We start from the raw sequence: 21,846 nt of genomic DNA, 5'->3' as shown, positions 1-21,846 counted from the left end.
GCGGTCACCACTCGATCTCGTCGGGCGTCAGGCGGGTCGCGTTTTCCTCGATCCGCGAGATCCCGCCATCGGCGAAGTAGATGACCCGGTGCGCCATGCCAGCCGTCGCTGCGGCGTGCGTAACGATCATGACGGTGGAGCCCAGGGTCTCGTTGACGTCCTTCAGAGTCTTCAGCACCGCGCGACCCGTCACGCTGTCCAGAGCGCCGGTGGGTTCGTCGCAGAACAGGATGTTCGGGCGCTTGGCGACCGCCCGCGCGATGGCGACACGCTGCTGTTCGCCGCCTGAGAGCTGGGCTGGGAAATGGTCGATCCGCTCGCGCAGGCCGACCAACGCCAGGGCCTCGTCGGGGGGCATCGGATCCTCGGCGATCTCGGTCGCGAGCTCGACGTTCTCGCGCGCCGTGAGGCTCGGCATCAGGTTGTAGAATTGGAACACGAAGCCGACATTGTCGCGGCGATAGCGGGTCAGTTCGCTGTCGCTCATCGCGCTCAGCTCCTGGTCGCCGAACCAGACCTTGCCGTCGGTCCCCCGGTCCAGTCCGCCGATGATGTTCAGCAGGGTGGACTTGCCGCTGCCCGACGGGCCGAGCAGGACGACGATCTCGCCGGCCGGGATGGTCAGGTCGACGCCGCGCAACGCATGAACCGCGGCCGGCCCATCGCCATAGACCTTGGTGAGGCCTTCGATGCGGTAAGCGAAGTCGTGAACCTGATGCTGCGGCCGGGTCATGTCGCGGCGATGCGCCCACGCGCGGCGACGGTCTCTCGGCCGGGAAGGAACATACGATCGCCCCAGAGTGTACGCGTCCAGACTCATACCTCTGGGAATTGCATTTCGGCAATTCGTCGCGATCGCGGCGTCAGTCGTGCTCGACCAGGTGCGCGGCTGAGCGCCAGGCGTTGTAGGCGAGGGCTTCGAGGCGCCTGACCGCGTCGACCCGGGCGATCGCCCCGTCCGCGCTCATCGCGCCGCTGGCGACCGAGCCGAGCACCTGCTGGCGGTGTGTTTTCTGCAGGTCGCGCAGCGCGCCTGCGCAATGCTCGAGTTGGGTCATGGCCTGCGCGGCGGCGGCCTCGCCGATCGGGACGGCCTGATCGGCGTCGCCCGGCAGGGTCCCGATTTCGTCGGCCACGAGGGCGGCGTTCCGCATCGCCTCGCCGCAGAGCTCCCTGGCGCGCAGGTCGTCCGGCCCGCCAGAGGCCGGCGCCAGTTGGCCGGCCTCGCTCGCGACCTCGGCCAGGCGAGACGTGTAGTCCAGAGCATAGAGGGTGCGCGTGAGGCGGTCCTCCTCCTCGTCCGAGTCCGGCGGGCCGCTCGCCTCCGACATGAACTCCCTAGCCTGGCGAAGGGCGTCGCTGGCCCTCTCGAGCCGGGCGATATCCGCTCCGGTGGTGATGGCTCCGTCGATCGATCCGCACATTGCGCCGAGCGAACGGGCGACCGTGCGGCGGACGGCTTCCTCGGCCGCAATCGGCGTCGCCAGCGCCGCTCGGTCGAGGCACCTGGTCAGCGGCGAGCCTCGTTCCGGCAGGATTCTCTCGACAATCGCAGTAAACCTGTCGATGAGCGGCAAAAGCACAGCAACGCCGATGACGTTATAGGCCGTGTGATAACCCGCCAGCAGGGTGACGCCATCGACCCCTTTCGCGGCTTGCAGGAGCAGGGGCGTGGTGATCGGAAACAGCGCCAGGGCGATCACCGCGGCGATCAGCTTGAAGAGCACATAGGCCAGCGCCAGGCGCTTGGCGGTGCTGCTGGCGCCGATCGCCGCGAGGGCCGAACTCGTCGCGGTGCCGATGTTCTGGCCGATGATCAGCGCGCAGGCCTGGTCGAGCCCGACCGCGCCTGCAAAGTGGGCCGAGAGGGTCACCGCGATGGCCGCGGTCGACGACTGCATCACCGCCGTCATTGCAAGGCCGGTCACGATCAGGGCCAGCACGCCCAGCAGGCTCGACCACCAACTGACGCCCGCGCCGTAGACGGCCGGCAGGTCGGCGGGGTGAAGTTGCTCGGCCAGTCCGCTCATCCCCTGCTGCAAGGTGGTCAGCCCGAACAGCACGAGGGCGAAGCCGGCCAGCGCCGATCCCGCCGCCGACACCCGACCGCGGCCCAGGAGCGTGAGCAGGGCGCCCGCGAAGATCATCGGCAGGGCGGCCGCCGTCAGCGAGACGCGCACGCCGATCAAGGCGATGAGCCATCCCGTTCCCGTCGTGCCGATGTTGGCCCCGAAGACCAGAGCCAGGCCCTGGGCGAAGGTCAGCAGCCCGGCGCTCACCAGGCCGATGGTGGTCATCGTCGTGGCGCTCGACGACTGCACCAGCAATGTGATGAAGGCGCCCCAGAAGGTGCCCGACAGCGGGGTCGCCGCCGCCTTGCCCAGGGTCGCGCGCAGCTTAGTCCCGGCCAGGGCCTTCAATCCCCCGGTCATGACGCTCATGCCGAGAAGGAACAGGCCGACGCCGCCGAGAACCGAAATCACCGTTGGCACGCGCGCCTCTCCGGAGTGCAGCGACAGTCGGGATATTCATGTCGCACAAGCGTTGAGGCGCCAACGGCGCTTATTCCGGCTCCCAGAGCATCGTGGTGGGGACGGCGATATGCTGGAACATCTCGAATGACTGGCTCATGGGGCTCTTGGCGTAGCTCGGGCGCGACTGCATTCGGGCGAGCCAGTCGGCGGCCGCCGGGTTGCGTGCGAGGAGCGCGGCCCCCTCCGGAGTGCGGCCGAAGAAGAGCAGGTGCGGGAACAGGAAGCTGTCGGCCAGGGTGAACTCCGGACCAGCCAGGTAGCGGCCGTCCGCGACCGCCTCGCCGATCAGGCGCATCTGCAGGCCCAGCGGCGCTTGGGCGCCGGCCAGGAACGCCTCGTCCGACGGGAATCCCCAGGCCGGCCGCACAAGGCGCTCCTTCATGAAGCGGTTCATGGTCGGGAAGACGTAGGCGTTCACGATGCTGATCCAACGCAGGACCTCGGCCTGGCCCAGCGGATCGGCCGGCTGCAGCGACGGGCCGGCGAACGCGCGGTCGATATAGTGGGTTATCGCCAGCGTCTCATAGAGGACGACATCGCCGTGCTGGAGCACGGGCATCTTGCCGAACGGGTTCAGGGCGAGATGCTCGGGCGAGCCCAGCTCCAGGGGAACCAGCTCATAGTCCACGCCCTTCTCGTCGGCGGCCTGCATCGCCGTCCAGAGGTAGGCGCTGTCGGCCATAGAATGAAAGGTGATTGTGGCCACGCTCAACCTCCTGGGACGCGCCGCCTATTCCGCTGGAGAAGCCGCGGGCTTCGGCGCCGGCGATACGTCTCCGCGGCCTCGGCCCCAGAGGCCCAGCACCACGGCCTGCCATGCCAGAGCGACGGCGCCGCAGATGAAAACCACGTCGCCGAAAGTCCGGATCCACCTAAGGGTTTCCAGGAAACCCTGCTGCAGGAAGGCGTCGCTGCGCGCATACCACATGCCGGTGCTTACGCTCGCCTGGAACTGGAACATCCCGACCGGCAGCAGGCTGGTGAAGATCATCAGCACCAGCCCGCCGTTGAGCGCCCAGAACCCGACGCGCATCAGCCCCTCGTTCAACTGAACCTGCGGGCGGATGTAGCGGAGCACCATGAAGGTGAAGCCCAGCGCCAGGAAGCCATAGACTCCGAACAGCGCCGCGTGCGCGTGCACCGCGGTGGTGTTGAGCCCCTGGAGATAGAAGAGCGCCACCGGTGTGTTGATCATGAAGCCGAAGACCCCGGCGCCCAGCATGTTCCAGAACGCCACGGCGACGAAGAACGCCAGTGGCCAGCGCAGGTCCTGCATCCAGGGCGCGGTCCGTCGATAGCTCCAGCGTTCCCAGGCCTCATAGCCCAGCACGGCCAGGGGCACGACTTCGAGCGCGCTGAACGCCGCTCCGATGGCCATGATCGGGGTCGTGGTGCCGGAGAAGTAGAGATGGTGGAAGGTGCCGGGCACGCCGCCGATCATGAACAGCGAGGCCGAAGCCAGGCTCGCCGCGGTCGCCGTGCGCCGAGAGACGAGCCCCAGGGCGGCGAAGACGAAGGCGAGCGCGGCGGTCGCAAACACCTCGAAGATGCCCTCAACCCACAGGTGCACCACCCACCAGCGCCAGTACTCCATCACCGTGATGTTGCTGCGCTCTCCGTAGAAGAGTCCCGAGCCGTAGAAGAGCCCGATCGCCACGGTGGAGACGCACAGGAGAGCCAGCAGGTTCTTGTCGCCGCCGACGCGGATGGCGGGAACCATGGCCCGCAGCATGAGAACGAGCCAGAAGCAGAGCCCGCCGAACAGCGCCAACTGCCAGACCCGGCCAAGGTCGAGGAACTCGTATCCCTGATGGCCGAACCAGAAGTTCCACTGCGGCGGCATAAGCTGGGCGATGGCGAGATAGTTGCCGGCGAACGCACCCACGACCACCAGGATCAGCGCCCAGAAAAGCACGTCCACGCCGAGTTTCTGATAGCGCGGATCGGCGCCCCCATTGATCAGCGGCGCAAGAAAGAGGCCAGTCGCCAGGAACGCCGTCGCGATCCACAGGACGGCGCTCTGCAGATGCCAGGTCCGCGCGAGCGAGTAGGGCAGGATCTGAGACAGATCGACGCCATAGAAGCCCTGGCCTTCAATGGTGTAGTGCGCAGTGAGCCCGCCGATGAACACCTGGAAGATGAACAGCGCCAGGACCAGGAACACGTACTTGCCGAGCGCGCGCTGGGATGGCGTCAGCGCGCCGCCGCCAAGCGGATCGCTCGCCAGCGGCGCCACCGGCGTCTCGTCGTGGCGGCGCAGGAACGACCAGCCCCAGATCAGCCCGCCGATCCCGGCGATCAGGATGACCACGCAGGCCAGCGACCAGAGCACGTTCTCGGTGGTCGGGTGATTGCCGATCAGCGGCTCGGGCGGCCAGTTGTTCGTGTAGGTCGCCACCATGCCCGGGCGCTCGGTCGCCGCCGCCCAGGCCGTCCAGAAGAGGAAATGGGTCAAGGCCTCCCGCCGCGCGGGATCGGCCAGCGTGTTCTCCTTCATCGCGTAGTTGTCGCGCATCGCGCGCAGCGCGGGGGCGTCGCCGAAGAGCTGTTCGTAGTGGCTCGCGGTCTGCTCGATCGCCTTGGCGCGGCGTTCGGACAGCACGAGCGTCCCGGACTGGAGGCTGTTGCGCCGATACTCGCGCTTGAGCTGGTAGGTCAGCGCCGCCTTCTGTTCCTCCGAAAGGGCGTCGAACGGCCTGCCGTGCTGCTCGCGTGCGGCGAGTTCCAGCCAAGCGACGAGTTCGCGGTGCAGCCAGTCGGCGGACCAGTCGGGCGCCTGATAGGCCCCATGTCCCCAGATCGAACCGACCTGCATCCCGCCAGCGCTCTGCCAGGCGGACTGGCCCTGGAGGATGTCGTCGCCGGTCATGACTGGCGCGCCCGTGTCGGTGACGACCCGCTCGGGGATCGGCGGCGCCTGCCGATAGACCTCAACGCCCGCGAAACCGAGAATTCCGAAAGTCACCGTCAGAATGACGATGAGTGTCCACCAGTAGCCGCGGTACTCGCCCATCTGCGTCCCCCGTCGCTGATTGCTATGTCGTCGTAAGCTGTCTGAACTGGCGTCTCTACGATAAGTAGTGAGGCAGGATGACCTCATCTGCGCCGGCCGCGCAAGCTCCGCAAAGTCGGTCCCAGGCTATCGCCCGATGGCGGGTTCATTGGGCGGGCTTTTCCGAAAGGGGAGGGGGCCGCTATCGGCGAGGCGGCCCCCGCGCCTGGTTATTCGCCGATGAAGGCGAGGATGTCCGCGTTCAGGATGTCGGCATGGGTCGTCAGCATGCCGTGCGGCAGGCCTTCGTAGACCTTCAGCTTGCCGTTCTTCAGAAGTGTCGCCGAACGGCGGGCGCTGATGTCGATCGGTACGATCTGGTCGTCGTCGCCATGCAGGATGAGCGTGGGAGCGTCGATGGCTTTCAGGTCTTCGGTGAAGTCCGTTTCGGAGAAAGCCTTCACGCCGTCATGATGGGCCTTCGCGCCGCCCATCATGGCTTGGCGCCACCAGTTCTGCACCGCGCCTGGGATCGTCTTCACGCCCGGGCGATTGAAGCCGTAGAACGGGCCGGCAGGCACATCGAGGAAGTATTGCGAGCGATTGGCGGCGATGCTTTTGCGGAACTCGTCGAACACCGAGACCGGGATCCCGCCGGGATTGCTCTCGGTTTGGGCCATGATCGGCGGAACGGCCCCGACCAGCACCAGTTTGGCCACGCGGTCCTTGCCGTGACGCGCGACATAGCGGGTGGCTTCGCCGCCGCCGGTCGAATGTCCGACATGGATCGCATCGCGCAGATCAAGGTGCTCGGTCACCGCGGCGACGTCGGCGGCATAGTGGTCCATGTCGTGACCGTCGCTGACCTGGCTCGAGCGGCCATGGCCGCGGCGATCATGGGCGACGACGCGGAAGCCCTTCGAAAGGAAGAACAGCATCTGGGCGTCCCAGTCGTCGGCGCTCAGGGGCCAGCCATGGTGGAAGACCACGGGCCGGGCGCTCTTGGGGCCCCAGTCCTTGTAGAAGATCTCGACGCCGTCCTTGGTCGTGACGTAGCTCATCGTTCCATTCCTTTGGGAGATAGATCGCGTTCGCCCCGACTGGACATGATTTGAAGCTGCCGTCGCTCGCAATGCAACCTTTCGGAGAGAGGTGGTTCGCCTTGGCGGCGCGCCCCCAGCGGCGTCGAGGCTATCCGCAGGACGCGGCTGTCGTCAGGGCTGTCGCGACCATGGGGCGGCGCTGAGCAGATGCTCGATGATCGCGATCCGCGTGGCCTGGGGATCCGGATCGCCGGCCGCAGCGACCCAAAGGGCCGACAACAGTCGCGAGAGCACGCCGGCGGGCAAGGTCAGCTGCTCGGCCGGTTGGCCGGTGGTGCGCTCCAGAACCTGGCGCATCGTGCCGCCGTGCGAGAAGCGGATGACGGCGCCGGCGCTGGCCAGCTCCGGTCGGCGAACCGTGGCCAGGAACAGCCGTCGCCGTCGGCGCGACGGATTGGCCGCGGCTTCGTTGACGGCGTGCCGGCGGGTCGCTTCGAGGAACAGTTCGACGCTGCGGATGTCGTCCACCGGGGTCAGGCTCGTGTCGGCCTCCTGGCCGATGGCCTGCACCTGGCCGCGGATGGCCCCGGCGACTAGGTCATCGACGGTGCGGAAATGGTGGGTCACCGCGCCGGTGGTGAGGCCGGCCTTATGGGCGACCGCACGGTGGGTCAGGCCCGGCAGCCCGACGACCTCCACGACCTCGGCCGCCGCCTCGGCGATCTGCAGGGCGGCCGGGGTCAGCGAGCCGTGTGGCCGAGCTCCGGCGGACATCTCGGCCAGCGCGGTCAGGCCGAGAGCCGGGCGCGGCGACGCGCCCAGCCAGGCAGCAGCGAAATGACCGGCCATTTCGGCCAGGGCCGCGCGCTCCAGTGCGGGCGACCACCGCGACAGATGGTAGAGCGCCTCGGATTCGAAGAACACATGCAGCAGTCGCCCCTGCGCCTCGGACAGGCCGAAGGCCTTCGCCAGGCGTAGCCAGAAATCGCGCCATAGCCCGATCCAGTCGTCCGCCGCCTCGGTGGTCAGCGCTTCCTGGTAGAGCAGGGCGAGCGGTCGGGCCGGGCCGGTCCATTCCGCCAGCACGTGCTCCAGGGCCAGGCTCGCGCCTTCGCCGTTGCGCGGCAGCGCCATGACTTCAGTCTCCCGCGCGGCCATCCAGGCGGCGGTTTCTCCCGCACCCCGGGCGAAGGCGGACGATAACAACCGTTCTATTCCGCCGAAGTTGTAGTTGATTGCGCTTGGCGAGACGCCGGCCTCGGCGGCGATGTCGCGCGCTGAGGCAGCCGCGATTCCCTCGGCCGCGACCAAATGCGCCGTCGCCGCCGTTAGGCGCTCTGCCGGCTCAGATCTGCGAGAAAGGGGCGAAATGTGCGTTGGGCGCTGGGCCATGTGGCATTTTCCACACGGTGTTCGCGCCGTGCAAGCGCCACCCGACAACAATGCCAAGCTTCATAAATATGAAACATAACATTCGTTCGAGGTTCATGGGTCGAGCGTAGCACCCCGCGCCACCACGGCCCGCATGGTTCGGGACGAAAAAGGGGTGTTCCAATGCCGATTCAAATCCGCCGCCGCGGCCTGCGCGCGGCCCTGCTAGCCGGCGCCGCGGTCGCCATCGTTGCGGGCCCGGCCTGCGCTGACGAAGCGGCCGACGCCACCGCCCTGGACGAGGTGGTCGTCACCGCCCAGAAGCGAGCGACCAACGTGCAGGATACCCCGATTGCAATCTCGGCGATCGGCGACAAGGCTCTGGAAGCCCGCCACGTCCAGTCGATCGAGGATCTGGGCGACGGCGCCCTGCCGTCGCTGCGGGTCGCTCCCTTCTTCGTGCGCAAGTCGGCCCTGACCATCGGCATGCGGGGCATCGGCGCGCTGGGCGACGCCAACCAGCCGGCCCGCGACCAGGCTGTCGGCGTCTATATCGACGGGGTCTATATGGGGCGCGCCCAAGGCCTTGGTTCGGCGCTCTACGATGTCGAGCGCATCGAAGTGCTGAAGGGACCGCAAGGCACCCTGTTCGGCCGCAACACCGAGGGCGGCGCGATCAGCATCGTCACCAAGGCCCCGACCGGCGTGTTCGGGATGAACACCACGGTCGGCGTCGGCAACTTCGGCGCCTACACGGCGTCGACCCACATCAACCTGCCGGAGTTCCACGACGTGGCCGTCAAGATCGATGGCCTGGTCAGCAAGCGCGACGGCACCATCAAGAACCCGAGCACCTCGGGCGAGGAAGACTTCAACTCCTTCGACAAGCGTGGGACCAGCCTGACCGCCCGCTGGCGGCCGAGCGACGCGTTCAGCGCCACCTACGCCTTCGACAATTCCTATGACGGCTCGACACCCTACTACGTGCAACTGGAGTCCGCCGGCTCGTTGCCGCTCGCCCCGGCGACGCCGCTGCAGCCTGACCGCGTCAAGGAGGCCAGCATCGGCGTCCCGCTGCAGCTCAGCGAAGGCTTCACCTTCGGCCACCGCCTGAACCTCGACTGGCGACTCTCCGACAACCTGCAATTCAAGTCGATCAGCTCGTATCGCAAGCTGAAGCAGACCCAGTACGACAACGGTGCGCTGATGCTGTCGGTGTTCGCGCCCAACGGCCCCTTCGCCCGCTACAGCCTCGCGAAGGTCTGGCAGGACCAGTACAGCCAGGAATTCCAGCTCATCGGCCACACCTCACAGCTCGAATACGTCGCCGGCGCCTTCTATTACGAGGAGTCTGTCAACGATAACGCCCAGACCCCGAACACCATGCGGTGGAACGGCGACGGTACCGGCTACACGACTCTGCCGCTCGACCTCAGGTCCGTGCCGCTCGACCGCAAGAGCAATGTTAAGACGACCAGCTACGGCGTCTTCGGCCAAGGGACCTGGACCCCCGAGATCCTCGACGACGCCCTGCACCTGACGCTGGGCGGCCGCCTGACCCACGACGCGAAACAAGGCTCGCTCGACACCGTCAACGGCAAGCTGCCGAGCTATGTCGATCCGAATGGAAACGTCATCACCGGGGTGATCCCGCTGGACGAGTCGTGGAGCCACTTCGACCCGCTGGTCGTGCTCGCCTACGACGTCACCCAGGACGTCGCCCTCTATGGCCGCTGGAGCACCGGCTACAAGGCCGGCGGCGCCAACTCGCGCTCGCTGACCTACCGCGCCTTCGACCCCGAGGTCGTCCACATGTTCGAAGTGGGCGCGAAGATGGAGTTCTGGGATCGCCGCGCCCGCCTGAACCTCGCCGCCTACTCCGGCGAGATCAAGGACGCCCAGGTCGACTTCAGCGTCCTCATCCCGGGCAACAACCGAGGCACGCTGGAAACCACCAACGCCGCCACCGGCAAGACCAAGGGCTTCGAGGCCGACTTCGCCCTGGCGCCGGTCGATGGCCTGACCCTCACCGGCAGCTACGCCTACACCGACGTGAAGCTGTCGGAGGCCTTCAACCCATTCACCGGCGCCAACTCGATCATATACCCGCTCTACACGCCCAAGAACGCCGCAAGCGTGGCGGTAGACTATGAGCGGCCGTTCATGGCCGCCACCCTGCGCGCCCACCTCGACGCCAACTACGCCGACGAGCAGATCACCAGCACGACGGATCCGACACCGAGCGACTCCTCGTTCATCGTCAACGGCCGTCTCGCCCTGACCGACATCCCGCTGAATAACGGCACGGCGATGCAGGTGGCCCTGTGGTCGCGGAACCTGACCAACGAGTCCTACGCCTTCCTGCGGAACTACAGCTCCGCGCTTGGGACCTTCCTCATCTACAACGAGCCGCGGACCTACGGCGTCGAAGTCAACGTCAAATTCTGATCAGGACCGGCCGGGCGGGGCCCACGTCCTGCTCGGTCTCCTTCCTAGGGAGACAATCAAGATGGAACGTCGTTCCTTCCTTCTCGCCGCCCTGGCGGCTGGCTCGGCCGCTGCGGCGCCGCGTGTTGTTCTTGCAGGCCCCACGACTCTGGACGCCCAGGCCACGCGCACCGGGCCAGGCGCGCTGCGTGTCGAATGGACCGCCACCGCCGGCGCCGCCGCCATATACGTGTCGTCGGATCCGGACTCCCCGCGCGAGTTCATGCGCCAGCTCAAGTCCAGCGCCGCCGGCGGGCGCGCCGAGCTGCCGCTGGCCAGCACCCCGCGCCCCTACCTGCTGGTCAACACTTCGGCCGGCGAAACCCGCGTGGCTGAGCGCCTGCTGCCGCTGCAGGGCGGGCGCAACTTCCGGGATCTTGGCGGTTATCGCACCGCCGACGGCCGCCAGGTCCGCTGGGGCAAGATCTTCCGTTCCGGCGTGATGAGCCAGCTCACGCCCGGCGACATGGCCTACCTCTCGCGGATCGGCGTGCGCTCGATCTGCGACCTGCGCAGCCCCGAGGAACGCCGCACCGAACCCAGCGCCTTCCTCACCGCCGAGTATGCCGAGGTGGCGGCCTTCGACTACGACATGAACAGCTCGATGGCGCCCATGCTCAAGGCGCGCACCCGCAGCGAGGCGGTGGACGCCTTCGCCGATTCCTACGTCGAGTTCCTCGACATGCTGACGCCGCACTACACGGACCTGTTCGCCAGGCTGGTGCGTCGCGACGGGCCGCTCGCGCTCAACTGCTCGGCGGGCAAGGACCGCACAGGCGTGGGTTCGGCGCTGATCCTGTCGGTGCTCGGCGTGCCGCGCGAGACGGTCGTGGCCGACTATGGGCTGACCCAGGTCTACACGCCGCCGGCCTACTACAAGAAGCTGATGGCCAGCGGGGCCTCGTCCAGCGGCATGACCCCGGAGATGGCGGAGGCCTTCCGCCGCATGCCGGTCGAGGTGCTCGACGTGCTCATGGGCTCGGACCCTGAAGTGATGCGTCGGGTCCTTGCCCGGCTGGACCGTGACCATGGCGGTCCGGTGGAGGTGGCCAAGGCCCGCTTCGGCCTGACCGACGCCAAGATCGCGACCCTGCGGGCGACCTACCTGGTCTAGGCGATCCGACTCTATCCCGATGCGCATGCGCAGCTCCTATGGGCGTGCGCATCGGTTTCGGTTTCTCGGCCGGCTTGCCTCCCCTCCCGTAAGCTGGCGTCGGATGGTCGCCGGGAGAAGCCAACCATGCATATAGATCTGCTCAACCCCACCAGCTTCGCTTCGGGCCAGCCCCACGATCAGTTCCGCTGGCTGCGCGAACACGCCCCGGTCCATTGGCACGACGAGCCGGGCGGCCGCGGTTTCTGGGCGGTGACCCGCTATGACGACGTCTGGACCGTGGACCGCGACTTCCAGGCCTATTCTTCCGAGCCGACCATCATGATCTCCGACCCGGCGGCGGAATCATCGACCTTCGGGCGCTACAAGATGATGCTGATGATGGACCCGCCGGACCACGCGGCGTTCCGCAAGCTAATCCGCGGCGAATTCACTCTGCCGGCCGCGAAGCTGAGAGAGGAGCGGATCAAGGCCCTGGCCCGTCAGATCGTCGATGCGGTGGTCGACAAGGGCGAGTGCGATTTCGTAGAGCAGGTGGCGGGCGAGATGCCCTCCTTCGTGATCGCCGAGTTGCTGGGCCTGCCGCTGGACGACGGCCGCGAACTCTACAAGCTGACCGAGGTGATCCACACCGCCCCAGAGGCCCAGCCTCCCGGCGCGGTCGGTCAGGCCGTCGCGAAGATGTTCGAGTACGGCTCGGGCGTCATGGCCGCCAAGCGCGCCAAGCCGGGCGACGACCTGGCCAGCCGCCTGCTCGCCGCCGAGGTGGACGGCCGACGGCTGGACGACATGGAATTCCTCCTGTTCTTCCTCCTGCTGATCGACGCGGGCGGCGACACCACGCGCAACCTGCTGGCCGGCGGCCTTCTGGCCCTGATCCAGAACCCGGACCAACACCGCTGGCTGATGGAGGATATTCCCGGCCGCCTGGCGCCCGCCCGGGAAGAGCTGCTGCGCTATGTCAGCCCGGTGATCTACATGCGCCGCACCGCCAAGCACGACACGGTGCTGGATGGCCGGAACATCCGCGAGGGCGACAAGGTGGTGATGTATTTCGGCGCCGCCAATCGCGACCCGGCCCACTTCGAACGCCCCGAGGCGTTGGACCTCGCGCGGCCCGCCAAGGAGCACCTGGCCTTCGGCGCAGGCGCCCACAATTGCCTAGGCCAGCACATCGCCCGCATCGAGATCGACGCCATGCTGGTGGAGGTGCTGACCCGGATGAAGGACTTCGAACTGGCCGCGCCGGTGGAATGGCTAGCCTCCAATTTCATCTCCGGCCCCAAGCACATGCCCATACGATTCCGCCGCGCCGAGTAGGTCGGGGCGGATTGCGCGCTTTTCATACGCCGCCGGTTGAATCGCATTGTGACGCTGATTGACCGGCGTTATCTCCGTTAGCAATTCGCTAACCATGCTTCCGCGTCCCAGATGGCGCGGGCGGAGGGGATATGAACAAGCTTTTGAAGTTCGTCGCGGCCGGCGCTTCGGCGGCGGCTCTTAGTGTTGCTGCGTCCGCAGCGAGCGCGGCTGTGGTCGTCGATGGCTACACGCTCGACACGGGCAGCTTCGGCGCGCAGACCGGCGTCCATTCCGCCGGCGCGCAATCTGGCCAGACGGTCAACGGCTATGTGAACAAGGATGGTTCGGCCGTCACCTTCAGCACCAGCAGCGGCCTGCTGAACCTCAGCGTCAATGGTCAGGGCGAAGCCACCGTCCTTGGCGACCCGCTGATGGAGAACCTCACGGTCACCTTCGCCAAGGCGTGGGACAAGGTGACGTTCAACCTCGAGGCGCCCCAGGGCGCGGGCGGGAAGTTCAGCTCCGACCTCACCTTGCTGGTCAATGGCTCGGTCCTGTTCTCGTTGACGCCGAACCCCGGTGATGACGTCTGCACCATCTGCGTCGTCGACAACGGCGAGAACAAGTTCACCGTCTGGGGTCCGGGGATCACCAGCCTGGCGTTCACGTTCGATCCGGCGATCGGCTCGGGAAAGCAGTTCCGCGTGGAGGGCCTCAGCTCGGCCGTTCCCGAGCCGGCTACCTGGGCGATGATGATCGCTGGTTTCGGCCTGGCCGGCGCCACGATCCGCCGGCGTCGCGCCATCCCCGGTCTCGCTGCGTAAAGCCGACGAAGGCCTGACGATTGAAGGCCACGCAGCCACCGCGCTGCGTGGCCTTTGCTTTTTGAGCTCCGGACGGACCTCTAACGTAATGTCGCCTCCTCCCTGAACCCCACCTCCTCACGGATCAGGAAGATCGCTTCGATCCCCTTGGCGCGCGCGAGAGCCGGACCGTCGGTCTCCCCAAGAACCATCAGCGCAGTCGCCCACGCGTCGGCCCTGGCGCAGTCCGCGGCGAGGACTGTAACGCTGGCGGCGCGGTTGCGGACCGGGGCGCCGGACCGCGGGTCCATCGTGTGCGACAGCCAGGCCGCGCCCAGTTGAATACGATGGCGGTAGTCGCCGCTGGTCGCCAAGGCGCAGTCCGTGACCTCAATCACCCCGCGCGCGGCGCGGCGCGCAGGATCGGGTTCTTCCAGCGCCACAGCCCACGGCCGGCCGTCGGGACGTCGGCCATGGGCGATGATCTCGCCGTCGAGGCTCGCGAGAAAGTCGGGGATCTGCCGCCCGCGCAACACCTTGGCCATTTGGTCGACGGCGAACCCCTTGGCGACGCCCGACAGGTCAAGGCGCCGGTCGTTCAAGCGCCGGGCGCGGCCCGCCCCGGGACGGCATTCGACTTGCGCCCGCAATCGCCGGCCCATAGCGGCCCGGATCGCGGTTTCGTCCGCCTGGCCCTGAGCTGCGCCGAAACCCCAGGCGCTGACCGCTTCGCCGACACCGATGTCGAAGGCTCCGTCCGAGGCGGCCGTGACTTCGGCCGAGACATTCAGCACCTCCATCAACTCGGCGCCGACATCGACCCATCCGCCCTGGACCGCCCTGTTGAGGCGCATCAGATCGCTGTCGGCGCGCCAGGTGCTCATCTGGCGATCCACGAGATCCACGGCGTTCTGGAGGGCGGCGGTCAGGTCCGGCGAGGCGTGGCGCGACGCCAGGCGAGCCGACCAACGCGTGCCCATTGTCGGGCCGTTGAGCGTGACCAGGATGTCAGTAGACATCTTCAAGATACCTCCCTTCGGCCTTCAGCATGGCGACCGTCAGCCCGGTGGGGCGAAGGATCTCCTCGAACCTTTCGGCGACGCCGCGCGCCATCGCGACGCTGCCGCAGATCAGCACCTGTCCGCCGTCCCGGATCTGGTCCGCCAGTTCCTCGGCGTTCTCGCCGAGGCGGTCCTGGACACGCGCGCGATCACCGAAGCGGGAAAAGGCCATGACGCGGCGCGAAAGCCGGCCGTCGGCCAGCATGGCCGCGGTCTCCTGTTGGTAGAGGAAATCCGATTGCGGGTCGCGGACGCCGTAATAGAGAGCCGTGCACCGGCCTGGCCGCATATGGCGCAACAGGCCGATCGCCGGGCCGATCCCGCAGCCAGCCGTGACGAGGATGACGGGCGCGCGTCCCTTCGCTGCGCGGAATCCGGGGTTCGGCCGGACGAAGGCGCGGATCTCGTCTCCCGGCTCCAGCCGGTGCAGATAGCCTGAGCACAGGCCGTCCGGCATCCGGCGCACGGCGATCTCGATGAAGCCGTCCCGGCGGCCGGAGGCCAGCGAGTAGAAGCGCGGCGCATCGGTTCCGGGCGCCATCACACCCAGAAGGTCGCCGGCCTCGAAACGCGGCAGGCCGGCGCCTTGGGCGGCCTCGAAGCGAAGGACGGCCGAAGGCGTCCCGACTGCACAGCCAAACGCCCGCCGTTCGACAAGCCGCAGCGACACGGAAGCGGGCGTGGCGGTGCGGTGATGCAGTTGCAGCGGAACGCCAAGGACGCGGCCCAGGGCCTCACCCCAAAGTGTGAAGTCGCGAACGGACTGACGGTCGATACGCGTCAATGGCAAATGCTCGGGCCAGCCGCCGTCCGCCAACTCCGCCGAAACCGTCTCGGCGAAGCCGCAATAGGCGGGAAAGCTGCGGTCGCCGAAACCCAGGACCGCGACCGGGATCTTGTCCATCCGCTCCATGCGGGCGAGGAACCGCGACGCTGACGCGGGCGCCGCGCCATCGCCATAGGTGGCGGTCAGCAGGATCAGCGCCTTCGCCTTCGGCATTGCGCCTGCGTCGTTCATCGCGCCGAGATGGACCTTGCGTCCCGCAGCGGCCAAGGCCTTGGCCAGCGTCGCGGCGAAACCCCAGGTCGCGCCACCTTCCGAGCCGACGAGAACGACGACGTCGGCGTTCGCCATCGCCACGGCGCCGGCGATGCGCGGGGGGGCGGCGCGCCGCTTCCACCAGATCCATCCGCCCGTGCCCGCCAGGATCGGCGCGGCTAGCGCGGAAACGCCCAGCAACAGGCCGAACCACCACAACCCTTGCCCGGTGTGCAGCCGATAGGCCCATTCCCACGCCACCCGCGCGGGCGAGTCAGCCTGCCAGTTGAGCCGCCCCCCGGTCGCCTGATCCACATAACCCGAGCCGTCCGCGGTCTGGAGGCCGAACACGTCGGTCGGGTCGCCAGCCATGGGCCATGTCAGCCGTCGCAAGTCGCCAGCTTGAACCTGCCGCAAGGCCGCGAGGGTCTGGACCGGCGCGGGTGCGGACGCGGCGACGGCTTCGGGGAAGGCCGGCGCGCCCGCGCGGCCGTCGCTCACGATCCCGAAGGTCGCCAGCGACATCCACATGCCGGTGAGGGCTGAGACCGTCAGGCCCGCCAGCGCCGCCCGCCCGACGACGGCGTGCCAGCGGTTCGCGCCCGTGCTGCGCACCCGCCGTCCCAGCCGCCGCCAGCCGCCGAGCATGCCGGCCAGCAGCAGGAGGCCGGTCACGCCGAGAACCGCCATGACGGTCGCACTGGCGCCCGTGACCGCTTTGCCGGCGTCATCGAGCAGCAGGGATCGATGCAATCCTCGAACCCAGAGCATCGCTCCGGACGCCTCCCAGGGGCCCAGGTCGGCTCCGGTCGCGGGGTCGATCTGCACGGTCTCATAGCCCTGGGGGCCGGCAAAGCTGGCGATGAAGACGCCGTTGGCCCGGCGCTCCAGTCTTTCGACGCCAGGATGGGTCGCGGCGACCTTGGCGGCCAGCTCGGCGACCGTGCGGCCGCCGGGGCGGGCCTGCGCCCCTTCAAGGGCCGGATCGAGCGACAGGACGGCGCCCGTTCCAGCCAGCAGCGCCAGGACCAGCCCGAAGGCCAGTCCGGCGATCGAATGTAACCTGCGGGTCATTAAACGCTCAGAAGTTGTATTGCAGGGACTGGACGAAGCCCTTGCCGGCGACGGGCAGCCGCTTTCCCCTGGTGGTGAGGGCGACCGCCGCGTCGACCGGACGGTCCGCGCCGTCCTCGACGGCGCTATCCACGCGGATCTGGTAGCCTGCGTCGATCAAGGCGTCGGCGAGAGCGACGGTCACGGTCAGGGTGCGCCCCGACCCGACGCTGGCGCCGGTGACCGCATCGACGCCGGCCGGCGCGCCGCCGGTGGCGCGATACCAGTTGGAGAGGTGGGACCAGTATTTCGCCTTCCGTCCGGCGACCCACAAGGTGCCCTTGTAAGCCCCGCGGGCGTCGGTGAGATAAAGCGCGAGATAGGCCGCCTCGCCGCCATAGGGCTTCATCTTCGTGGTGATCGTCACCGGGCGGGCCAAGGCCGGCGTCGCCAGCATGGCCAGCGTCAGGCACAGGGCGGTCGTTGCAGCAGTCTTCTTTTTCATCTGACGCCTCGGATTATTTCGTGACGGCGGTCGCAGGACCGATCAGCGGATTGGTTGGAACCGACCGTGATGGCGCCGGCGGCGTCGCGCGCCGGCCTTCGTGGTGGCCGCGACCCTCTTCGTGTCGTTCCTGGTCGCCGTACTCGGTCTCCAGGACTTTGAGGGTGACCGGGTCCATCTCGATCTCGACGCGCCGGCCATCGCCCGCGCGCCCATAGATTTTGTAACAGCCGTCATCGGTGCGGATGCGGTGAACCTCGACGCCCAGTTTCCCGGCCCTCGCTTCGACGGCCTCGCGCGGGCGCCAGTCCCGCATCGGGCGGTCGCAATGATCGCCGGCCAGGGCGACGCCTCCAGCGGCTAGGCCGGCGCCCAACGCCAGCAGGATCAGAACTCGGCGCATCGCAGCTCCTTTCACATGAGCGACGGTGCGTTTCTGGTCCGCGAGGCTGACATGCGCCTGAATGAGCCGACGATCCGCGTTCAGCGTAGCGTCAGCTTGTGAGAGCATGGCCATTCGTCGGCGGAGAGTGGCATGCGAATTCTATTGGTGGAGGACGACCCCGGGCTGGGCATGGCTGTCCAGGACCAGATCCTGGCCGAGGGCCACTGCGTCGATCGGGTCATGACGCTCGCGGATGCGCACGCCTGCCTGGACAGCGTCGCCTATGATCTGGTCCTGCTCGATCTGATGCTGCCGGACGGGAGCGGACTTGGCCTATTGCGCGGTCTGCGCGCGCACGGGTCGGTCACGCCGGTCATCATCCTCACAGCCCGCGATCGCATCACCGAGCGGATCGAGGGGCTCAACGCCGGCGCTGACGACTATTTGGTCAAACCCTTCGATCTGGATGAGCTTTCCGCGCGGATCGGAGCGGTTGCGCGCCGCTATGCCGGCAATCCAAATCCGCTGATCCAGCTTGGATCGCTGGAGATCGACCTGGCGTCCCGGAGCATCTTCGGGCCGGACGGACGGATCGACCTGTCGCAGCGGGAATGGGCGATCTTCGAGGCCCTGCTGCAGCGCCCCGGCTCGATCCTCACCAAGCCGCAGCTCGAAGAACGACTCTACGCCCTCGACAGCGAGGTCGAGAGCAACACCATCGAGGTCTATGTCAGTCGCCTGCGCAAGAAGCTCGGCCGGGGCGCCGTCGAGACGCTGCGTGGCCTGGGCTATCGCCTGGGCCACCCGGGAGCGGCGGCGTGAGCCGGCCGCGTAGCCTGCGCCGCGACCTGTCCCTGGGCGTGGCGTTCGGCGTGGCGGTGCTGTGGCTTGCGGCCCTCCTGTTGGCGGGTGGAGTGTTGCGGCATGAACTGAACAAGGTCTCGGACAGCGCCCTGCAGGAGGTCGCCGAACGCATCCTGTCGATCGCCGTCGTGGAACTCACCAACTCGGTCGACGAGCCCCTGGCGCGTCAGGTTTCCCCGCTCGACGCCGAGGACGAGTATCTGACCTACGCCGTCTATGATGGCTCGGACCACGTCCTGCTCTTTTCCCACGATGCACATCGCAAGCTTTTCTCCGACGGGCCGCGCCTGGGGTTCTGGAACCGGCACGGCTACCGGCTCTATGGGACGGCGGCGGTCTCCGGCTCCTATCGGATCGTGGTGGCGGAGCCCCTCGATCACCGCCGCGAGACGCTGGTCCATACGCTGCGGGCGCTGGCCTGGCCGATGGCCGGGCTGCTGCCGCTCAGCGTGCTTTGGGTGTGGTGGCTGACCCGCGCTCGCTTGAGGCCTATGACCCAACTGTCCGAGGCGATCCGCCATCGTGATGAGACCGACCTGGCGCCGGTCGCTACTGACGGCTTGCAGGTCGAGTTCAAGCCGCTGGGCGAATCCGTCAATCGGCTGATGCAGCGGATGTCGCGCGCACTGGACGCCGAACGGGCGTTCACGTCCTCGGCGGCACATGAGCTCAGGACACCGATCGCCGCCGCGCTGGCCCAGGCCCAGCGGCTCGCCCGGGAACTGGAGCAGGGACCTCAGCGACAGCGGGCGCAAGCCCTGGAGGCCGAACTCAAGCGGCTGGCGCGGCTGGCCGAGAAGCTTCTCGAACTAGTTCGCGCGGAGGGGGCGGGAGTCTTGAGCGAGATCGAACGCGATCTGACTCCCGTCCTGTCGCTGACCTTGGACGACTTCCGCCGTGAGGGCGCTGGCGGGCGTCTGCATGTCGACATGCCCGACCAGGCGCTCTCGCACATGGACCCCGACGCCTTCGGTATTGTGGCGCGTAACCTGATCGAGAACGCGCTGAACCATTCCCCCGCAGAGACGCCGATCGAGATCGTGCTTTCCGTTTCGGGGAGGCTCAGCGTCTCCAACGAGGGGCCGGTCATCCCCGCGGACCAGTTGCGCAGACTGAAACAGCGCTTTGAACGGGCCAAGGCCGTCGGCCCGGGCTCGGGTCTTGGCCTCGCCATTGCTGACAGCATCGCGCGGGCGTCGAAAGGACGATTGGAGCTGGTCTCTCCTGTTCCGGGGAAGTCGAGCGGCTTCCTCGCGGTCTTCGATCCTCGGCAGTAAAGCGCGAGCCCGTTCAGTAGCCGAAGGCGCGCCCGCTCCGCGCTACGGCCAACTCGGCGCGGGGCGGCCTGAGACTGCTGTCGGAGCGGGTCAGTCTTGGCCTTGCTGTCGATAATCTGCTCGACGACGCTGGCGACACCCTCGCCTATGGCAACCCGTCGAACTCCTGGATGCCCATGCTCGTAGTCTTGACGATTGCTGCTCTGCCGGTCGCCGCCCTTCTGGCTCTCCAGCTACTGCGCCTCAGCGACCGGCGCGCCGAGGGACGGGCGCAAGCCGACCTCCGCGCGGCAGGGGCTATTTCGAGCGGCCACTTCGATCCGGCCTCCGTCCAGGACCTGCCGGACCCGGCCCGGCGCTACTTTCTTTTCGCCATTCAACCCGGCGCCCGGCTTCGCACCGTCGCCGAGATCGAGATGGGCGGCGAGATCAGTTTGGGTGTTAAGGAGAAGCCGAACTACCTACCCATGAAGGCCGATCAGGTGATCGCCGGGCCAGCCGGGTTCGTTTGGCGCCTGAGGGCCGGGACACCGCGCATGTGGCTTTCGGGGTCTGACGGCTATGCTCGCGGCCGAGCCTGGACCCGGTTCTGGCTCTATGGACTGATCCCTATCGTGCGGGCGGGAGGTTCCACAGACTTCGCCCGGTCAGCAGAAGGCCGGGCGCTCGCGGAGTCAGTGTTTTGGGCGCCGGCGACCATGCTGCCTTCGGCCCAGGTCAAATGGTTCCCGGTCGATGCGGTCACCGCGCGCGCCGTGGTGACGCTCCCGGGGCGAGAACACGTGATCGACCTCACCGTCGCTCCGGATGGTCGCCCGCTGGCCGTCCTGATCCAGCGCTGGAGCCGCGAGAACCCCGAGCGACAATGGCGACTTCAGCCTTTCGGCGGAACGATCGGCGAAGTGCGTGAGGTCGACGGCTACCGCGTCGCTTGGGCCGTCGACGGTGGCAACTGGTTCGGAACCGACCAGTACTTCCCATTCTACCGGGCGCGTGTGTCAGCCATTCGTTTTCGCTGAATCGCGTGTTGCGTACTGATCTCGGGAGGCTTCTCTCGTCCCGCGAGGCGGCTCCGGGCCAGCACTTAAGGCGCGTTCCCGAATGTCCTCGCGCGTGCCCGCGCGTTAATCGATCGCCATAACGCGGCGGCTGAGACCGCCCTTGATCGCAAGGATCAACTTCTATGGCTGACGCCCCATCCGTAAATCCGCTTCATCACCAGCCCGCCGGCTTTTCCGACCGTGTCGCGTTGGGCTTCACCAAGCTCCTGCGCTTTTGCGCCGACACGTTCTTCGCCAAGCGGTACGGGCACAGAGCAGTCGTCCTTGAAACCGTCGCCGCCGTGCCGGGGATGGTCGGCGCCACCATCAATCACCTGAAGTGCCTTCGTCGCATGTGCGACGACCGCGGGTGGATCAAGACCCTGATGGACGAAGCCGAGAACGAACGGATGCATTTGATGACCTTCATCGAGGTCGCAAAGCCCACGTTGTTCGAGCGATTTGTGATCGTGGCCGTGCAGTGGGTCTTCTATCTGTTCTTCTTCATGCTCTACCTCGTTTCTTCGAAGACTGCCCACCGCGTGGTCGGTTACTTCGAAGAAGAGGCCGTGATCAGCTACACGCACTACCTGGCTGAGATCGACGAGGGCAGATCGCCGAACGTGCCGGCGCCGGAACTCGCGAAGCGCTATTGGGGGCTGCCCGAGACCGCCACCCTGCGGGACGTCGTGCTGGTCGTCCGCGCCGATGAGGCTCACCACCGGGATGTCAACCACGGCTATGCCAACGAACTGGCCGGCCTGCCGCTCGAAGCCGTGGCGCCTTGCCCGCCGCATGTGGGGCTGGAACCCATGTGGAAGACGGCCGCCTAGCCCGGACCCAGCGTGTCCGGCGTGACCCGGTCATCGGGCATCGAACCGCTAAGATATCGGGCCACGATCTTTCACGCGCCGACAGGAGATTTGAGCGCCCAGGAGGAGCCGGGCGCTCTCGTCGGCGTTATGCCGCTATAGCT

17 protein-coding genes and 2 pseudogenes are annotated in these 21,846 nt (G+C 67.5%); 8 read left to right on the top strand and 11 right to left on the bottom strand.

What is annotated here, in order from left to right; all coding sequences use genetic code 11:
* Window positions 1-4: 4 nt before the first annotated feature.
* The 7 genes and pseudogenes from ABID41_RS19250 to ABID41_RS19220 form a co-directional block, all read right to left on the bottom strand.
* Window positions 5-733 (bottom strand): ABC transporter ATP-binding protein, encoded by a 729-nt coding sequence (locus tag ABID41_RS19250; RefSeq protein WP_331931729.1) that lies wholly within the window; start codon window positions 731-733, stop codon window positions 5-7.
* 130 nt (window positions 734-863) lie between these two features.
* On the bottom strand, window positions 864-2,492 hold the full coding sequence (locus tag ABID41_RS19245; RefSeq protein ID WP_354298574.1) for a Na/Pi cotransporter family protein: 1,629 nt from the start codon (window positions 2,490-2,492) through the stop codon (window positions 864-866).
* A gap of 70 nt (window positions 2,493-2,562) precedes the next feature.
* The gene (locus tag ABID41_RS19240) at window positions 2,563-3,240 is read right to left on the bottom strand and encodes a glutathione S-transferase family protein (protein ID WP_354298573.1); all 678 of its coding nucleotides are present in this window, start codon (window positions 3,238-3,240) and stop codon (window positions 2,563-2,565) included.
* Window positions 3,241-3,264: 24 nt separating this feature from the next.
* Window positions 3,265-5,547 (bottom strand): nitric-oxide reductase large subunit, encoded by a 2,283-nt coding sequence (locus ABID41_RS19235; RefSeq protein ID WP_354298572.1) that lies wholly within the window; start codon window positions 5,545-5,547, stop codon window positions 3,265-3,267.
* Window positions 5,548-5,756: 209 nt separating this feature from the next.
* Window positions 5,757-6,587 carry an alpha/beta fold hydrolase gene (locus ABID41_RS19230; RefSeq protein WP_354298571.1) on the bottom strand — a complete coding sequence of 277 codons (831 nt, stop codon included), beginning with the start codon at window positions 6,585-6,587 and terminating at the stop codon, window positions 5,757-5,759.
* A 153-nt stretch (window positions 6,588-6,740) separates the two neighbouring features.
* On the bottom strand, window positions 6,741-7,703 hold the full coding sequence (locus ABID41_RS19225) for a TetR/AcrR family transcriptional regulator (protein WP_354298587.1): 963 nt from the start codon (window positions 7,701-7,703) through the stop codon (window positions 6,741-6,743).
* 75 nt (window positions 7,704-7,778) lie between these two features.
* Window positions 7,779-7,961 (bottom strand): annotated as a pseudogene (locus tag ABID41_RS19220) (TetR family transcriptional regulator); the annotation flags it as partial.
* Between the two features lie 162 nt (window positions 7,962-8,123).
* Here ABID41_RS19220 and ABID41_RS19215 point away from each other — a divergent pair.
* From ABID41_RS19215 to ABID41_RS19375, 4 genes and pseudogenes are all read left to right on the top strand, one after another.
* Window positions 8,124-10,388 (top strand): TonB-dependent receptor, encoded by a 2,265-nt coding sequence (locus ABID41_RS19215; protein WP_354298570.1) that lies wholly within the window; start codon window positions 8,124-8,126, stop codon window positions 10,386-10,388.
* Window positions 10,389-10,449: 61 nt separating this feature from the next.
* Entirely contained in the window at window positions 10,450-11,541 is a 1,092-nt protein-coding gene (locus tag ABID41_RS19210; RefSeq protein WP_354298569.1) for a tyrosine-protein phosphatase, read from the top strand.
* A 126-nt stretch (window positions 11,542-11,667) separates the two neighbouring features.
* A complete protein-coding gene (locus ABID41_RS19205; RefSeq protein ID WP_354298568.1) occupies window positions 11,668-12,861 on the top strand; it encodes a cytochrome P450 in 1,194 nt (397 codons plus the stop codon).
* A gap of 686 nt (window positions 12,862-13,547) precedes the next feature.
* A pseudogene (locus tag ABID41_RS19375) lies at window positions 13,548-13,667 on the top strand (PEPxxWA-CTERM sorting domain-containing protein); the annotation flags it as partial.
* An 80-nt stretch (window positions 13,668-13,747) separates the two neighbouring features.
* On the opposite strand, the gene ABID41_RS19195 reads toward ABID41_RS19375, so the two are convergent.
* From ABID41_RS19195 to ABID41_RS19180, 4 genes are read right to left on the bottom strand one after another with little or no spacing between them, the layout of a single operon-like run.
* Complete coding sequence (locus ABID41_RS19195; RefSeq protein ID WP_354298566.1) at window positions 13,748-14,665, bottom strand: FAD:protein FMN transferase; 918 nt, start codon at window positions 14,663-14,665, stop codon at window positions 13,748-13,750.
* Window positions 14,655-16,820, bottom strand: coding sequence for a PepSY domain-containing protein (locus ABID41_RS19190; protein ID WP_354298565.1), 2,166 nt, complete (start codon window positions 16,818-16,820; stop codon window positions 14,655-14,657). The genes ABID41_RS19195 and ABID41_RS19190 overlap by 11 nt, the downstream gene beginning before the upstream one ends.
* A gap of 7 nt (window positions 16,821-16,827) precedes the next feature.
* Complete coding sequence (locus ABID41_RS19185) at window positions 16,828-17,304, bottom strand: DUF2271 domain-containing protein (RefSeq protein ID WP_354298564.1); 477 nt, start codon at window positions 17,302-17,304, stop codon at window positions 16,828-16,830.
* A gap of 13 nt (window positions 17,305-17,317) precedes the next feature.
* Window positions 17,318-17,707 carry a PepSY domain-containing protein gene (locus ABID41_RS19180; RefSeq protein ID WP_354298563.1) on the bottom strand — a complete coding sequence of 130 codons (390 nt, stop codon included), beginning with the start codon at window positions 17,705-17,707 and terminating at the stop codon, window positions 17,318-17,320.
* A gap of 132 nt (window positions 17,708-17,839) precedes the next feature.
* On the opposite strand from ABID41_RS19180, the gene ABID41_RS19175 reads away from it, so the two are divergent.
* The 4 genes from ABID41_RS19175 to ABID41_RS19160 all read left to right on the top strand — a co-directional run bounded on the left by ABID41_RS19175 (window position 17,840) and on the right by ABID41_RS19160 (window position 21,703).
* On the top strand, window positions 17,840-18,511 hold the full coding sequence (locus ABID41_RS19175) for a response regulator transcription factor (RefSeq protein WP_354298562.1): 672 nt from the start codon (window positions 17,840-17,842) through the stop codon (window positions 18,509-18,511).
* Window positions 18,508-19,830: an ATP-binding protein gene (locus ABID41_RS19170; protein ID WP_354298561.1), complete on the top strand. Its 1,323-nt coding sequence runs from the start codon at window positions 18,508-18,510 to the stop codon at window positions 19,828-19,830. Before ABID41_RS19175 ends, ABID41_RS19170 begins: the two co-directional genes overlap by 4 nt.
* Window positions 19,831-20,006: 176 nt before the next feature.
* Window positions 20,007-20,849, top strand: a complete 843-nt coding sequence (locus tag ABID41_RS19165) for a DUF6544 family protein (protein WP_354298560.1) — start codon at window positions 20,007-20,009, stop codon at window positions 20,847-20,849.
* Between the two features lie 164 nt (window positions 20,850-21,013).
* Entirely contained in the window at window positions 21,014-21,703 is a 690-nt protein-coding gene (locus ABID41_RS19160) for an alternative oxidase (RefSeq protein ID WP_354298559.1), read from the top strand.
* The last annotated feature ends 143 nt before the right edge of the window (window positions 21,704-21,846 follow it).

The sequence above is a fragment of the Phenylobacterium koreense genome (assembly GCF_040545335.1).
In the GTDB taxonomy this organism is placed as follows: Bacteria; Pseudomonadota; Alphaproteobacteria; order Caulobacterales; family Caulobacteraceae; genus Phenylobacterium; species Phenylobacterium koreense.
This window is presented reverse-complemented; position numbering and strand designations above follow the sequence as displayed.

What these genes read in the sequence shown, in the direction of transcription:
- ABID41_RS19160 (WP_354298559.1), top strand. Translation starts at nt 21,014, where the DNA reads ATGGCTGACGCCCCATCCGTAAATCCGCTTCATCACCAGCCCGCCGGC.
- ABID41_RS19165 (WP_354298560.1), top strand. Translation starts at nt 20,007, where the DNA reads ATGCTCGTAGTCTTGACGATTGCTGCTCTGCCGGTCGCCGCCCTTCTG.
- ABID41_RS19250 (WP_331931729.1), bottom strand. Translation starts at nt 733, where the DNA reads ATGACCCGGCCGCAGCATCAGGTTCACGACTTCGCTTACCGCATCGAA.
- ABID41_RS19185 (WP_354298564.1), bottom strand. Translation starts at nt 17,304, where the DNA reads ATGAAAAAGAAGACTGCTGCAACGACCGCCCTGTGCCTGACGCTGGCC.
- ABID41_RS19210 (WP_354298569.1), top strand. Translation starts at nt 10,450, where the DNA reads ATGGAACGTCGTTCCTTCCTTCTCGCCGCCCTGGCGGCTGGCTCGGCC.
- ABID41_RS19190 (WP_354298565.1), bottom strand. Translation starts at nt 16,820, where the DNA reads ATGACCCGCAGGTTACATTCGATCGCCGGACTGGCCTTCGGGCTGGTC.
- ABID41_RS19215 (WP_354298570.1), top strand. Translation starts at nt 8,124, where the DNA reads ATGCCGATTCAAATCCGCCGCCGCGGCCTGCGCGCGGCCCTGCTAGCC.
- ABID41_RS19230 (WP_354298571.1), bottom strand. Translation starts at nt 6,587, where the DNA reads ATGAGCTACGTCACGACCAAGGACGGCGTCGAGATCTTCTACAAGGAC.
- ABID41_RS19235 (WP_354298572.1), bottom strand. Translation starts at nt 5,547, where the DNA reads ATGGGCGAGTACCGCGGCTACTGGTGGACACTCATCGTCATTCTGACG.
- ABID41_RS19225 (WP_354298587.1), bottom strand. Translation starts at nt 7,703, where the DNA reads ATGGCGCTGCCGCGCAACGGCGAAGGCGCGAGCCTGGCCCTGGAGCAC.
- ABID41_RS19175 (WP_354298562.1), top strand. Translation starts at nt 17,840, where the DNA reads ATGCGAATTCTATTGGTGGAGGACGACCCCGGGCTGGGCATGGCTGTC.
- ABID41_RS19205 (WP_354298568.1), top strand. Translation starts at nt 11,668, where the DNA reads ATGCATATAGATCTGCTCAACCCCACCAGCTTCGCTTCGGGCCAGCCC.
- ABID41_RS19180 (WP_354298563.1), bottom strand. Translation starts at nt 17,707, where the DNA reads ATGCGCCGAGTTCTGATCCTGCTGGCGTTGGGCGCCGGCCTAGCCGCT.
- ABID41_RS19195 (WP_354298566.1), bottom strand. Translation starts at nt 14,665, where the DNA reads ATGTCTACTGACATCCTGGTCACGCTCAACGGCCCGACAATGGGCACG.